The 14,509-nt window shown below is 57.4% G+C and carries 14 protein-coding genes; 10 read left to right on the forward strand and 4 right to left on the reverse strand.

Annotated features, from left to right (window positions below; genetic code table 11):
• Positions 1-19: 19 nt before the first annotated feature.
• The 9 genes from soxZ to K5Q35_RS08410 all read left to right on the forward strand — a co-directional run bounded on the left by soxZ (position 20) and on the right by K5Q35_RS08410 (position 9,178).
• The gene (gene soxZ, locus K5Q35_RS08370; protein WP_220799217.1) at positions 20-352 is read left to right on the forward strand and encodes a thiosulfate oxidation carrier complex protein SoxZ; all 333 of its coding nucleotides are present in this window, start codon (positions 20-22) and stop codon (positions 350-352) included.
• Between the two features lie 25 nt (positions 353-377).
• Complete coding sequence (gene soxA, locus K5Q35_RS08375) at positions 378-1,223, forward strand: sulfur oxidation c-type cytochrome SoxA (RefSeq protein ID WP_220799218.1); 846 nt, start codon at positions 378-380, stop codon at positions 1,221-1,223.
• Between the two features lie 95 nt (positions 1,224-1,318).
• Positions 1,319-3,022, forward strand: a complete 1,704-nt coding sequence (gene soxB, locus K5Q35_RS08380) for a thiosulfohydrolase SoxB (RefSeq protein ID WP_220799219.1) — start codon at positions 1,319-1,321, stop codon at positions 3,020-3,022.
• A gap of 29 nt (positions 3,023-3,051) precedes the next feature.
• A complete protein-coding gene (soxC, locus tag K5Q35_RS08385; RefSeq protein WP_220799447.1) occupies positions 3,052-4,338 on the forward strand; it encodes a sulfite dehydrogenase in 1,287 nt (428 codons plus the stop codon).
• Positions 4,322-5,359 carry a c-type cytochrome gene (locus tag K5Q35_RS08390; protein ID WP_220799220.1) on the forward strand — a complete coding sequence of 346 codons (1,038 nt, stop codon included), beginning with the start codon at positions 4,322-4,324 and terminating at the stop codon, positions 5,357-5,359. Before soxC ends, K5Q35_RS08390 begins: the two co-directional genes overlap by 17 nt.
• Before the next feature lie 4 nt (positions 5,360-5,363).
• Positions 5,364-6,068 (forward strand): c-type cytochrome, encoded by a 705-nt coding sequence (locus K5Q35_RS08395; RefSeq protein ID WP_220799221.1) that lies wholly within the window; start codon positions 5,364-5,366, stop codon positions 6,066-6,068.
• A 28-nt stretch (positions 6,069-6,096) separates the two neighbouring features.
• The gene (locus tag K5Q35_RS08400; RefSeq protein ID WP_220799222.1) at positions 6,097-7,365 is read left to right on the forward strand and encodes an NAD(P)/FAD-dependent oxidoreductase; all 1,269 of its coding nucleotides are present in this window, start codon (positions 6,097-6,099) and stop codon (positions 7,363-7,365) included.
• An 81-nt stretch (positions 7,366-7,446) separates the two neighbouring features.
• Entirely contained in the window at positions 7,447-7,887 is a 441-nt protein-coding gene (locus K5Q35_RS08405; protein ID WP_013963045.1) for a DUF302 domain-containing protein, read from the forward strand.
• 223 nt (positions 7,888-8,110) lie between these two features.
• Entirely contained in the window at positions 8,111-9,178 is a 1,068-nt protein-coding gene (locus K5Q35_RS08410) for a YeeE/YedE family protein (RefSeq protein WP_220799223.1), read from the forward strand.
• Between the two features lie 106 nt (positions 9,179-9,284).
• Here the strand turns inward: K5Q35_RS08410 and K5Q35_RS08415 are convergent, their stop codons facing one another.
• From K5Q35_RS08415 to K5Q35_RS08430, 4 genes are all read right to left on the reverse strand, one after another.
• Positions 9,285-10,229, reverse strand: coding sequence for an MBL fold metallo-hydrolase (locus tag K5Q35_RS08415; protein ID WP_220799224.1), 945 nt, complete (start codon positions 10,227-10,229; stop codon positions 9,285-9,287).
• A 2-nt stretch (positions 10,230-10,231) separates the two neighbouring features.
• Positions 10,232-11,110 carry an MBL fold metallo-hydrolase gene (locus tag K5Q35_RS08420; RefSeq protein ID WP_259650498.1) on the reverse strand — a complete coding sequence of 293 codons (879 nt, stop codon included), beginning with the start codon at positions 11,108-11,110 and terminating at the stop codon, positions 10,232-10,234.
• Positions 11,111-11,333: 223 nt separating this feature from the next.
• Positions 11,334-12,005 carry a Crp/Fnr family transcriptional regulator gene (locus tag K5Q35_RS08425; RefSeq protein ID WP_013963041.1) on the reverse strand — a complete coding sequence of 224 codons (672 nt, stop codon included), beginning with the start codon at positions 12,003-12,005 and terminating at the stop codon, positions 11,334-11,336.
• 455 nt (positions 12,006-12,460) lie between these two features.
• Positions 12,461-13,291, reverse strand: a complete 831-nt coding sequence (locus K5Q35_RS08430; RefSeq protein WP_220799226.1) for an FRG domain-containing protein — start codon at positions 13,289-13,291, stop codon at positions 12,461-12,463.
• A 188-nt stretch (positions 13,292-13,479) separates the two neighbouring features.
• Here K5Q35_RS08430 and K5Q35_RS08435 point away from each other — a divergent pair, with 188 nt between their 5' ends.
• Positions 13,480-14,469, forward strand: a complete 990-nt coding sequence (locus tag K5Q35_RS08435) for a TAXI family TRAP transporter solute-binding subunit (RefSeq protein WP_220799227.1) — start codon at positions 13,480-13,482, stop codon at positions 14,467-14,469.
• The last annotated feature ends 40 nt before the right edge of the window (positions 14,470-14,509 follow it).

A 14,509-nucleotide genomic window follows, 5' to 3' on the forward strand; every position in this document is an offset into this window, starting at 1 on the left:
GCGATCAAGGAGATTTAACATGGCGTCAGGTGTAAAACCCCGCGTGAAAGTACCAAAAACAGCGTCTGCTGGTGACAGCATCACCATCAAGACGCTGATCAGCCACAAAATGGAATCCGGCCAGCGTAAAGACAAAGAGGGCAACGTAATCCCGCGCTCAATCATCAACCGCTTCACCTGCGATTTTAACGGTGAAAACGTGGTGGACGTGAAGATGGAACCCGCGATTTCCACCAACCCCTATTTTGAGTTCGAAGCAAAGGTCCCCGAGGCCGGTGAGTTCAAATTTACATGGTACGATGATGACGGCTCTGTCTACGAAGAGACCAAATCAATCGCGATCGGCGGATAAGCGCATCATTCTTGGGAGGGATACCATGCGGAAAATAACAAGCGCTTTGCTGGCGACGTTCATGATAACACCGGGCGCATTCGCTGAACCGGTGGATGATCAGCTGGTGGTGAACGAAGATATTTCCATCGTGACGCGGACTGCGGCACCGGCGCATGTGTCGGACGCGCTGGATGAGGTCATGTCAGGGTGGCTGTTTCGCGGTACGGAAACGCGTGCCATGCAGGCGGATGACTTTGACAACCCCGGCATGATCTTTGTCGAACAGGCACTGGAGGTCTGGGCGACGGCAGATGGCACCGAAGGTAAATCCTGTGCGGCTTGTCACAATGACATCGACAGCATGGCAGGTGTCAAAGCGACATATCCAAAATGGAATGAAGCCGCGGGCGAAGTGCGCACCTTGCAGATGCAGGTGAACGATTGCCGCACCAATCGCATGGGTGCCGAGGCGTGGAAATACGACAGCGGTGATGCGATCAACATGGAAGCGGCCCTTGCGTCGGTGTCGCGTGGCATGCCTGTGAACGTTGCGATTGACGGTCCTGCGCAATCCACCTGGGAGCTTGGCAAAGAGCTCTATTACACGCGCACGGGCCAGTTGGAGCTGTCCTGCTCGAATTGCCATGAGGACAACTATGGCATGATGATCCGGGCGGATCACCTGAGCCAGGGGCAAATCAACGGCTTTCCGGTCTATCGTTTGAAAAACACCAAGCTGAACGGCTCACACTCGCGCTTCAAAGGGTGTATTCGCGATACGCGCGCTGAAACATACAGCCCCGGTAGCGCTGAGTTCGTGGCGCTGGAACTTTACGTCGCCTCACGCGGCAATGGTCTGAGCGTCGAAGGCCCCTCCGTCCGTAACTGAACGAAAAAAGCCCCGCCCGAGAGATCGGCGCGGGGTTTTCTCTCTAAACACTAATTCAATAAACCGCATATGTTCGTGCGACTGGGAGTTCCGGAATGATATCTCGCCGTGATTTTTTGCAAACCAGCATGGCAGCAACGGCGCTTTTGGGTGCCTCTGGTTTCGGGAACTGGTCCCGTCTGGCGGCGCAACAGGCGCTGACGCAAGACAAGCTGCTTGAGTTTGATACCTTCGGCAATGTGTCGTTGATCCATATCACGGACATCCATGCGCAGCTCAAACCCATCTATTTTCGCGAGCCCTCAATCAATATCGGGGTGGGTGACAACAAGGGTGCCGTGCCGCACATCACGGGTGCTGAGTTTCGCAAGCTCTATGGGATTGAGGACGGCAGCGCGTCGGCCTACGCGCTGACCTATGATGATTTCACAGCTTTGGCGCAAAGTTATGGGCGTGTGGGCGGGTTGGACCGTGTTTCAACCGTGATCAATGCGATCCGTGCGGACCGCCCTGATGCCCTGTTGCTGGACGGCGGGGACACATGGCACGGCAGCTATACCTGTTTCCAGACGCAAGGGCAGGACATGGTGAATGTGATAAATGCGTTGAAGCCGGATGCGATGACATTCCATTGGGAATTCACGCTGGGCTCTGATCGCGTGAATGAGATTGTCGAGGGGCTGCCTTTTGCGGCCCTTGGGCAGAACATCTTTGACGCGGAATGGGACGAGCCTGCGGAATTGTTCCCGCCTTTCAAGTTCTTTGAGCGCGGCGGCGTTAAGATCGCCGTGATCGGTCAGGCCTTTCCCTATATGCCGATTGCGAATCCGGGCTGGATGTTCCCTGAATATTCATTCGGCATCCGCGATGAGAACATGCAGGAGATGGTCGATCAGGTCCGCGCGCAGGGTGCTGAACTGGTGGTGTGCCTGTCGCACAATGGCTTTGACGTGGACAAGCAGATGGCGGGCAAAGTGACCGGCATCGACGTCATCCTGTCGGGCCACACCCATGATGCGCTGCCTGAACCGGTGCTTGTGGGTGACACGATCATCGTGGCCTCCGGATCGAACGGGAAATTCGTCAGCCGTGTGGATCTGGACGTTCGCGACGGGCGCATGATGGGCTTCCGCCACAAGCTGATCCCGATTTTTTCCGATGTGATCGCGCCTGATCCGGAGGTTGCGAAAGTCATTGATGCCCAGCGGGCGCCTTACATGGACAAGCTGAGCGAAGTCATTGGCCGCACGGGCGAAGATCAACTGCTCTACCGGCGCGGTAATTTCAACGGGACGTGGGATGATCTGATCTGCGATGCGCTGATTTCCGAGCGGGAGGCAGACATCGCGCTCAGCCCCGGCGTGCGCTGGGGGCCGTCGATCCTCCCGGGTCAGGACATCACGCGCGAAGACATCTGGAATGTCACTTCGATGAGCTATGGTGCTGCGTATCGTACCGAAATGACAGGAGAATTCCTGCATGTGGTTTTTGAGGATGTGGCCGACAACCTGTTCAACCCGGACCCCTATTACCAGCAGGGTGGGGATATGGTGCGGGTTGGCGGCCTTGGCTACCGCATTGATGTGACAAAGCCGCAGGGCAGCCGGATCACGGAAATGACCCTGCTCAAAACGGGTGAGGCGATTGATCCTGCCAGAACCTATCAGGTTGCGGGCTGGGCTTCGGTCAATGAAGGCACCGAGGGGCCTGCGATCTGGGATGTGGTTGAGGCGCATATCGCCAAACAGGGGGTCATCTCCCTTGATCCCAACAACAGTGTGCAAGTGGTCGGCGCATGAGCGGACCCAAACGACAGGAGACATCAGGCATGGCAGAGCATGACAATAAACCAGACGGCACCTCGCGGCGTGCGTTCTTGCGCGGTGCCGCTGCCGCCGGTGCAGGAGCGCTGGGTGCAACGGCGGCGCGCAGCCAAACACCCGACCCTCTGATCACCGATGTGCAGGAATGGGCGCAGGGCTTTGGCGATGGCGTCGATGAAACCCCCTATGGTCTGCCCATCGCGCATGAAGGCGACGTGATCCGCCGCAATGTCGAATGGCTGACGGCGGATACGGTCAGTTCGATCAACTTCACGCCCATTCACGCATTGGATGGCACGATTACGCCGCAAGGCTGCGCGTTCGAGCGTCACCATTCTGGCGCGATTGATCTGAAGAAAGAAGATTACCGCCTGATGATCAACGGCCTGGTCGATACCCCGCTGGTGTTCACCTACGGCGATCTTGAACGGTTCCCGCGTGAAAACCACGTCTATTTCTGTGAATGTGCGGCGAATACCGGCATGGAATGGGCCGGTGCGCAGTTGAACGGCGCGCAATTCACCCATGGTATGATCCACAATATGGAATACACCGGCGTACCCCTGCGTACCTTGCTGGAGGAAGCCGGGCTCGATACGGCGGGTGATCTCAAGGACAAATGGGTCTTTGTGGAAGGGGCGGATGCCTCGTCCAATGGCCGCTCGATCCCCATGGAAAAGGCGCTGGATGATTGTCTGATCGCGTTCAAGGCCAATGGCGAAGCGCTGCGCAAGGAACATGGATACCCTGTGCGCCTCGTCGTTCCCGGATGGGAAGGCAATATGTGGGTGAAATGGATCCGCCGCATCGAAGTGATGGACGGCCCCGTCGAAAGCCGCGAAGAGACGTCGAAATATACCGACACCCTTGCGGATGGCACCAGCCGCAAGTGGACATGGGCGATGGATGCGAAGTCTGTCGTGACCAGCCCAAGCCCGCAATCCCCCATCACTCATGGCAAGGGACCGCTGGTGATCAGTGGCCTCGCGTGGTCGGGCAAAGGTGCGATCACCCGTGTGGATGTGTCCAAGGATGGCGGCATGAGTTGGCAAACCGCGCGGCTTGCCAAACCGGGCGAGAAAATGGCCCTGACGCGGTTTTACCTCGATACGGATTGGGACGGGTCAGAACTGCTGCTGCAGAGCCGGGCCATGGACGAAACAGGATATGTTCAGCCCACCAAGGCGCAGCTGCGCGAAGTGCGCGGATTGAATTCGATTTACCACAACAACTGCATCCAGACATGGCTGGTACGCGCGAACGGAGAGACTGAAAATGTCGAAGTTTCTTAAATCAACCTTGGCCCTGACCGCGCTGTCCCTGATGGCCGCGCCTGCGATGGCGGACAAGCTTGGCCTTGGCCGGGCGGCGCTGCCCGAGGAAATCGCCGCGTGGGATGGGGATGTGCGCCCTGATGGCACAGGGCTGCCAGTGGGTTCAGGGGACGCGATCATCGGTGAGGAAATATTTGCCACCCAATGTGCGGCCTGTCATGGCGATTTTGCCGAAGGGATTGGCAACTGGCCGAAACTGGCCGGGGGTATGGACACGCTTTACCATGACGACCCGCTCAAGACGGTCGGGTCCTATTGGCCGTATCTGTCGACGGCTTTTGATTACATCAAACGCTCGATGCCCTATGGCAACGCAGGGACACTGAGTGATGATGAGACATATGCGATCCTTGCCTATATTCTTTATTCCAATGATCTGATTGACGATGACTTTGTACTGTCCAATGAGACATTTCTGGACGTGGAAATGCCGAATGCGGATGGGTTCATCGTCGATGATCGGGCCGAAACGGAATATGCGCAGTGGCGCGGTGAACCCTGTATGGAGAACTGCAAACCCGAACCCGTGAGCGTCACGATGCGCGCCATGGTTCTTGATGTCACACCGCAGGAAGAGGCGCAGGCCCCTGCCGAGGAAACGAACGTCGCTGAGACTGCGGCGCAGGCTGAACCCGAGGTCGTCGCGGCGTCATTTGACGCAGCCCTTGCCGAAGAGGGCGAGAAGGTGTTTCGCAAGTGCAAATCCTGTCATCAGGTGGGGGAGGATGCGAAAAATCGTGTCGGTCCGATCCTGAACGGAATTGTCGGCAAACCTGCCGGCGCGGTCGAGGGCTTCAGGTATTCCAAACCCATGACCGCCGCCGCTGAGGAAGGATTGGTCTGGAGCGAAGCCGAACTGATTGCCTTTCTCGCCAAGCCAAAAGACTACATGAAGGGCACCAAGATGGCCTTCGCCGGGCTGAGGAAAGAAGACGATCTCTTGGCGGTTGTCGAATACCTCAAATCCTTCAAGGAATAAGGCGATGCACGTGTTCCTTTCGTCTTTGGCCGGTCTTGCCCTTGCTTTGGCAGCGGGGGGCGCGGTGGCCAGTGGTTTGGGCGACGCGGACAAGGGCCGGGAGGTGTTCCGTCAATGCGCATCCTGCCACAAGGTGGGGGAGGGCGCCGAAAATGGCATCGGCCCCCAGTTGAACGGGGTGTTTGGCCGCACGGCAGGGCGTGTGGAGGGGGTGAAATACTCCAAAAACATGATCCGCATGGGCAATGACGGCCTGATCTGGACGGCGCAAACCCTTGATGCCTATATCGAGAACCCGCGCGCCTTGGTCTCCAAAACACGGATGAGTTTCAGGGGCATCAAAAACGAACAAGAGCGTTCCGACCTGATGGCGTATCTGCGCCGTTACTCCGATGATCCGGGCAACATTCCCGAAGCCGAGCCGACCGCGACGGGCACCGATCATGATCTGGATCCGGTGATCCTCGCCATTCAGGGGGATCCTGAATACGGCGAATACCTCGCGAGTGAGTGCAAGACCTGCCACCAGACAAGTGGCGCAAACGATGGTATTCCTGGAATTACGCAATGGCCGACGGAGGATTTCGTTGTGGCCATGCACGCCTACAAACGCAAGCTCAGACCCCATCCCGTCATGCAGATGATGGCGGGGCGGTTGTCAAATGATGAGATAGCGGCGCTGGCCGCATATTTTCAGGACCTCGAATAACGGGGCCAAACTCTGGGAGGAGAGAACGATGACACTAAAAAGACGCGCCTTTCTGGGCACGGGTGCCGCTGCAATGGGAACCCTAGCAGCGCCCACCGTTTTTGCGGCTGGCCACGGTAAACCACAGGTGGTTGTTGTCGGTGGGGGCGCAGGCGGTGCGACCGCTGCGCGCTATATCGCCAAGGACAGCAAGAGTGAGGTCGGGGTCACCTTGATCGAGCCGACACGCCAGTATTACACCTGCTTCTTCTCGAACCTCTATATCGGCGGATTCAAAGAGATGGGGCAACTCGGACATTCCTATGGTGGCCTTGCTGCCAGTGGTGTGAATGTTGTGCATGATTGGGCCACGGGCGTTGATCGCGATTCCAAGACGGTTGCGCTGGCGGGGGGCGGATCGGTTCCCTACGACAAGCTGATCCTGTCGCCCGGCATTGATTTTGTCGACGGCGCGGTTGAGGGATGGGACCTCTCTGCGCAAAATGCGATGCCGCATGCGTTCAAGGGGGGATCACAGACGGAATTGCTCAAGGCGCAACTGATGGCGATGCCGCAGGGCGGGACCTTTGCGATGGTCGCGCCGCCAAACCCCTATCGCTGCCCCCCCGGTCCTTATGAGCGGGTGTCGATGGTGGCGCATTACCTCAAGGCGAACAATCCAACGGCCAAGATCATTATTGCTGACCCGAAAGCCAAGTTCTCAAAACAGGCGCTGTTTGAGGAAGGCTGGGCGGATCACTATGATGGCATGATCGACTGGATCGGTGACGATTTTGGCGGTGGCAACGTGGCGGTTGACGCGGACGCCATGACCTTGTCGATCGACGGTGAAGTGACAAATGTGGACGTCTGCAATGTCATCCCCGCCATGAAGGCAGGTCATATTGCCGAGCTTGCCGGTGTGACAGACGGAAACTGGGCGCCCGTGAATGCGGCCGACATGTCGTCAAAGGCGGATGCGGATATCCATGTTCTGGGCGATGCCGCGCAGCAGGGGGATATGCCAAAGTCGGGCTATTCGGCCAACTCGCAGGCAAAGGTATGCGCTAATGCGGTGCGCGGTGCGCTGACGGGATCAAAAGTCTTCCCGGCCAAGTTCTCCAACACCTGCTGGTCTCTGATCGACACCAACAACGGCGTCAAAGTCGGCGCGACCTATGAGGCAACCGAGGAAAAGATCGCCAAGGTTGACGGGTTTATCTCGGCGACGGGTGAGACCGCAGAATTGCGCAAGACGACCTATGAGGAATCCGAAGGGTGGTATACCGGCATCACCGCCGACATGTTCGGAGCCTAGACTGAAACAGAGAGGGCTTTGATCACGCGCAAAGCTCTCTTTGACCATATCGATCAATTTTCACCACGGAAGGGGACGGATATGCGAACATTCTTTTGGGCGGGGCTGGCCTGCTTGGCCACTTTTGGGGCAGCACAGGCGCAGGATACCTCTGTGGTTTACCCGTTTGACGGCAGTTTTGACGATGCTGCATTCAGCGTGGAAAACGCGATCATCGGCGAAGGGCTGGTGATTGATTATGTCAGCCACACGGGCGAGATGCTCAACCGGACGGCAGGCGATGTCGGCAGTGACGTAAAGCTGTTTGAAGCGGCGGATATCTATGTGTTCTGTTCCGCCGTGGTGTCGCGCAAGATGATGGAAGCGGACCCGATGAACATCGCGCAGTGTCCCTATGGCATCTTTGTCGCCGAACGCGCAGGCGAGGTGATGGTGGGATACCGAACCTATCCCGACGGTCCCATGCAGGACGTGCAATCCCTGCTGGATGATATCGCGCGTGAGGCGGTCGGATTGGACTGAGCGTCTGGGCGCAAATCCGCGCTAGATCGCTGTGGTGTTTACGTCAGGGGAAGCGCGGAATCTTTCCGGTTGCCCCATGGTTACTTATCGGGTGCAAACGAACGGGCAGATTTGCATAACGGGCAAGGCAGTCCAAATCCTGGGCGGCGCAAGCGTCGTTGATCTGCATCAGGGCGCTTGAGACGTTGGCGGTGTTAACGGTGGCCAATGTGAGGATGCTGCGATGATTGAAGCACTGCTGGATCAATTCGGCGAGGGTGCCGTTCTTGCCGGGGCGGGCGCGTTAACGGGCCTGCTGTTTGGCGCTACGGCGCAGCATTCCCGTTTCTGCCTGCGGGCGGCGACGGTCGAGGTCTCGAACGCGTCCTTTGGGCCACGTCTGGCAATATGGCTCATCGCGTTTTGCGCGGCGGTCCTTTTCGTACAGGGCGCGATTGCACTGGACATTTTGGATGTCTCTGCCAGCCGACAGATATCTGCCACGGGCAGCATGTCGGGGGCGATCATCGGCGGGCTGTTGTTCGGGGCAGGTATGATCCTTGCGCGCGGCTGCGCGAGCCGTCTGCTGGTGCTGTCGGCCACGGGAAACCTCAGGGCGCTGATCACCGGCCTTGTCCTGACCTTAGTGGCTCAGGCGTCCTTGCGCGGTGTGCTCTCTCCATTGCGCGAAGACCTCTCCGGTCTCTGGCTGATTGAAGGGGGGCAGGGGCGCAATATCATGTCCTATTTCGGTTTGACGCCCGTGTTGTTAAGCGTGCTGGCAGGCATCGGGCTTTGTCTGGCTGTCGTGCTGGCACAGCAGCGCGCGGTCAAAGGGACCCACGCTTTCGCTGCCGCTGGCGTGGGGGCGGCTGTGGGGCTTGGCTGGATGCTGACCTATGCCGTGGCAGAGGTTTCTTTCGAGATCGTGCCGATTTCCTCCGTGACCTTTACCGGGCCTTCGGCGGATACGCTGATGGGGCTGGTGAACAGTTCGGATTTGCCGCTTGGGTTCGGGGTCGGCTTGGTGCCGGGGGTATTCATTGGCGCGGGGGCCATGGCCTTGCTGACCCGCGAGGCCGCATTGGTACGCTTCGGTGCGGACACCCCGATGGAACGTTACCTTGTGGGCGCTGTTTTCATGGGGTTCGGCAGCATGCTGGCGGGCGGTTGTGCGGTGGGGGCGGGCATGTCCGGCGGGTCGATCTTTGCATTGACCGCATGGGTTGCGCTGTTTTGCATGTGGCTGGGCGCGATGGTGACCCATGTCATCCTGACTCGGGTTCACGACCGCAGGGCAACACTGGCTTAAAGCGTCATGCGAAAAACCTGAAGCACTCCCCGCTGCCTAAAACCAAAGGTTTCAACGCGGCGGGTGATATGCGATTTTCTGGTATTTCGTCAGACGCTGTAAACCCCTATTCGAACTCCATCTGCTCAAAGACGCGACCTGCGTTCTTGGTTGCCAATTCCTCGAATGTGTCCAGATGCGCATAGGGAGACTGATCGACATAATAGGCTTCGGCAAGCCCGCCGCCTTCCTCCAGAAGCGCACCGACCTGCCCGCGTAGATACACGAGGTAATCGAGGGTATAGCGGCGCACCTGATCCATATTCGTCGGATGGCCGTGACCGGGAATGACATAAGTCGCCGCGAGGGGTTCGAATTCAGTTTCCCATGTCTCAATCCACTCTGCGGTCATTGTATCTTCAAAGATCGGCAGCATGCGTTCGTGAAAGGCCATGTCGCCAGAAATGACCATGCTTTGCTGCGGCAGCCATACGATGATATCGCCGGGGCTGTGCGCGGGACCAAGGTAGCGTGCCTCGATCTGCATGCCGCCCTTCTCAACGGTGTAATTGTCCTCAAAAGTGATCGACGGGGCGGCAAGCCGGGTTTTGTCCGCCCGTTCCTTGACCCGCGCAATGGCGGCTTGCAAAGAGGCATCGCCATTCTCCTCAAAGGCTGCGGCCGCGTCCACATGGGCCACGATATCGACGCCAAGGTCGGCCCAATACGAATTGCCCAGCATCGCGTGGCCCTGACCGTTTTCGTTGAACACCAGTTTGACGGGTTGATCCGTCACGGCTTTGATCTCGGCATGAAGGGCCTCGGCCAGCAGATATGAGGCGCCTGCGTTGATCACCACCACGCCGTCCCCGGTGACAATAAAGCTGAGGTTGTTGTTATGGCCTGCGTTTTCGTACGTGGGCGGGGCGGTCGCACCGATCGCCGAAAACACATGCGGAATGACCTCGACCGGTTTGGCATAGAGCATCGAGGCGGGGTATTGATCGGGGATGTCTTCGCTGGCCATCACCGGGCCACACAGCAAAGCGAGTGCGAGGATTGCGTGTTTCATGCTCATCCCTCGTTCACAAACGTATACCCGTCCGTGCCTTTCTCTACATGGCCCACGCCGTTGCCAGTCAGGTGAAAACCGATCACGCGGGTCTTTTCCAGTGTTAGTTGATCCATCAGCGAAACACGCGTTGCGGCTGCAGTTTCGGGGTCCTGATCAGACCCGGAATGCCACTGCGGTCGTGCAAAGGCGATATGATCGTTCCCGATGGAATCGCCGAGGATCATCACCGCCTCACTGCCGTCCCGCACCTCAAAGGCCATGTGACCCGGTGTGTGCCCAAAGGTTGCCCGCGCGGCGACACCGCCGATGATTTCATCGCCGTCGTTGAAAAAGCTGATCTGGTCTTCGATCATCTCAAGACGCCGCCTTGCACCGACGGCAAAAGAGGCGCGCGCCTCGCCGATGTCATTCACGGTATTGGGGTTCATCCAATACTCCCATTCCGCTTTGCCGATCATGTAGCTGGCATTGGCAAAAAGCGGATCGTCGAAATCATCCAACAACCCCCACAAGTGGTCGGGATGGGCATGAGTGAAAACGACATCGGTTATGTCCTCCGGGGCCACGCCGAGGGCGTCAATGGAGTTCAGAATAACGCCCGTGTTCGGGGAGAACCCGGGACCAGACCCCACGTCGAACAGGATCGTCCGGTCGCCCTGTCGCATCAATGTGACGTTGCAGGGCGGCGTCAGCGTGTCGGGCGATTGACCGTAGCGCGCGAGTATAGGCAGGAGTTCGTTTTTCGGCATCGGATCGAAAATAAAGCTGCCCGGCAATGTCAACGAGCCGTCGCTGACGACATCAAGTCTGGTGCTGCCGACCATCACTTGCGCATGGGCTCTTGTTGCTTGCAGGCCAAGCATCCCGGTCGCCGTCATTCCCGCGCTCTGTTTCAAAAACCTTCGTCTGCCAAGCATATTCTGCCCCCACCAATTCTATTATATGAATGTGATTGATTGTAGGGTTTGAAGCAAGTCTTATTGTCTATTGCAGCCCGGGCCGTACCTATTTGCGAACCGCCCCCGTTTTATCCCTAAGAAGGTTGGTCTGGTGGCAGTTGGTAAAGCAGGGCATTGAAATCGCCTGCGTGGCTCTGGTTTTTCAGATGTGGCGATGTGCCAGTTGCTCCAGTTTTGCGGGCTCCAGCAGGTTGACGCGGCCCCGCGCTTGCGCGACCCAGCCGCGCCGCTGGAACTCCTGCAACTGTCTCGAGACGACTTCGCGGGCTGTGCCCAGTTCGACCGAGAGTTTCTGGTGCGTGGTCGTGACCACGCCTTCAGTATTGGCGAGTTTGACCAGCCTGTCGGCCAGACGCACATCCATCTTTTGGAACGCGACCTCCTCAATCATCAGAAACAGATCGGTGATGCGTTTTGAAAACGCCGCGAAAACAAAATCGCGAAACGACTTGGACTGAGAGACCAGATCGTCGAACAAATCCCGCGGTATGGCCGCGGCGCGCACCGGCGTCTCCGCAATACCTGCGGCGGCATAATCATCATAGGCCAGCAGGCAAGCCGTGGTCAGCACACAGCTTTGCCCGGCTTCAATCCGGTAGAGCACAATTTCGTGGCCGGACTCCGAAACCTGCTGCACGCGCACGGTGCCATCCAGCAAAAACAGCATGTTTTCAGGTGACTTATCCGGACCGAATAGTGTCGCGCCCTTTGGCGCTTGCACGATCTTGCTGCGCGTCATGATGAGTTTCTTGATTGCAGGCTCAAGCCGCGACAAGCCGGGAAACCGTTCGATCCAATCCTGTAATTCGGTCATGGTGCAGCCTTTTCAACGTCAGGAAATTCCAGTGGTGCAATCCGATCCATCAACTGGCTCCGTTTTGCGAAAACATCGGCAATCGTCAGATCATCCAGCACTACCACCCCCCACCGCTTTCAGATAGTCCGCCTTGCCCGGTTCTCGCACGACTTTCATAATCTACGGGCGCGATACAAAGTGGATTTTACCACATTCTCAACGGGCACCAAGCCCGAAGGTTTGATCGCAGCCAACTGAGGCGCGCGCGGCACATGCTTGGAGTAACGGGTCAATTTCATTGTGCGTCCTGATGTTGCGGCCAAAAGGTATATCGAGACTAAGTATCTGGTAAGCGCAAGATTTACGTCACCTGCATCATACCCCTGATCTGGGCGTAGAATGTGCGATGAGCCGGAAAAAAGGGAGTACTGACCCATATTTTTGTGCAGACCTAATCGCTTGCGCTACGTTCTTTAGTTAGGGGTCGTGTATTGCCGGGACAACCAGCTGCACAAACCATCGAGGCCCGGAAACAAAACCCGTTCGGACACATTGGATTGATCCAGCTTGTCTCTGATCTCCCACTTGAGTTCAGCGGGGATGATGATCTTGGCAGTGAGTTCGGGGTGACGCAAAAGCCAATCGGTCATCGGCTGGCAGCGCCCGATCTGGACCGAGAAGCAGGCAAACTGGTTCACAATACGCGCGCTCAGCGAGGGCGGTTCGAAAAACAATATCTCCGCCTTTGAGTCGATGGAACTTGCCCGGAGTTGATCAAGGCCCGGCAATTTTGACGAAAGCATTTCATCCGTAAAAACATGTGCGCCCTGTTCCGCCAGAATGTCGCGCAGCGGTTGGGGAAGCAGTTCATGAGTGCGGTCAAAATCAACTTTCCAGATGGCACCATCCACATCCATGTTGGACTGCTCGCAACAGGCGAAATGCATCGCGACCAAGGGGGAATACGTCCAGTCCAAAAGGCGGGTCGGCAAGCCGTGATGCTGCGCAAGGGCCATCCAGTGCCAGAAGTTACTGGGCGCGAAACTATCGGGAATGCTGTCGACCTGCCGTGTGCTCGAATCTGCATATTTGCGAAAATTCCGCAGCAGGTGTTTTTCCAGCTCATTGGACCGCTCGCCCAGACGCGCCAAACCGGAGGCCAGTTCGAAATCCGCGCGCCCATGCCCACGGAACACATGTTTGGACCGGTGCCTTTTGATCTTTTCGTTCCAGGAATCTTCGAACAGCATATCCTGAAGTTCGCTCCAAGAACGTATTGTTGTCACCGGTCTGGTTTCAGACATTTTTTCCTGCTCGCTCCCGCTTTTTTCGCCGTTCTGAGATCCGAAGTCTCGTCGGCAAAGGGCATCTTGCCAAGAGGGATCGCCGATTTTTGGTGTTTTGGCGTCCCTAAAATGTCCTTGACTCAATCCAGCACCTGATGTCTCGTTTGTATACCAACAAAAAAGCGATAACCAACGGGAGAACGACATTGCCTAGATTATTTCAATTTGTCGCAGCCGCCGCGATCTCCGGCGTTGCATTTACTGCATCCGTACCGGCCTATGCCGGAAACAATATCACCCTTTGTGGTGGCAGTCCGGGTGGATTGTGGTCTCTTCTGGGTGCTGGCATCGACGCCGCCGTGCGAAAGGTCGATCCGGAGTCGAACGTGACCTATCAAACATCCAGCGGTGGCTTTGCCAATATTGTGCAAGTCAACCAAGGCAAATGTGATCTGGCCATTGTTCATGTCGGCGAGGTGGCTATCGCCGCGCGCGGGGAAGCCCCTTTCAGTGAGCCGACAGGCGGTGTTGCTGCTGTTGCGCTTCTTTACAACTGGGCACCGATGCAATGGGTCACAGACAAGTCCTTTGCCCAAGAGAACGGCATCGAAACCATCGGTGATCTGGCGGCGATGGACGGTGAATACAATCTGGTCGTAAACCGTCGGGGCATCCTGCCGTCGATCCTCGCGGAAAAATCGCTTGAGGCCTCCGGCATGACCTTTGAGGCCATCGAAGGCAAAGGCGGCAGTGTTCAGTTTCAGGGCTCCAGCACCGCCTCTGAGATCATGCAGAACGGTCGCGCTGACACGTGGGTCAACGCAACCTTCGTCGGTAGCGGAAGCATCAATTCCATCGCGTCAAAGCGTGACCTGACGTTGTTGTCCGTCTCGGATGATGTGATCGCCGCCATGCAGGACGCCTATGGCTCAACGGCTGTGACGATCCCGGCAGGTGCCTATGAATGGCTTGATCGCGACATCAAGACCTTTGGTGCACAGGCGGCACTGATCGCCGCAGAAGGGGCCGATCCGGAAATCGTCGGTCTGGTTGCCAAGGCGATCTATGAAAACGTTGGCGAAATTCAGGGTGTGCACAAAGCCATGGGTGCCTTCAACGCAGACCTTGGGGCGTCGATCACGCTGATCGATTACCACCCTGCGGCGGCGGCTGCGATCAAGGCTGCTGGCAGCTAAACCACGCGATCATACCGGCGCGGGCTTTGTGTCTGCGCCG

The organism is Roseobacter sp. OBYS 0001 (genome assembly GCF_019654895.1).
GTDB classification, from domain to species: Bacteria; Pseudomonadota; Alphaproteobacteria; order Rhodobacterales; family Rhodobacteraceae; genus Roseobacter; species Roseobacter litoralis.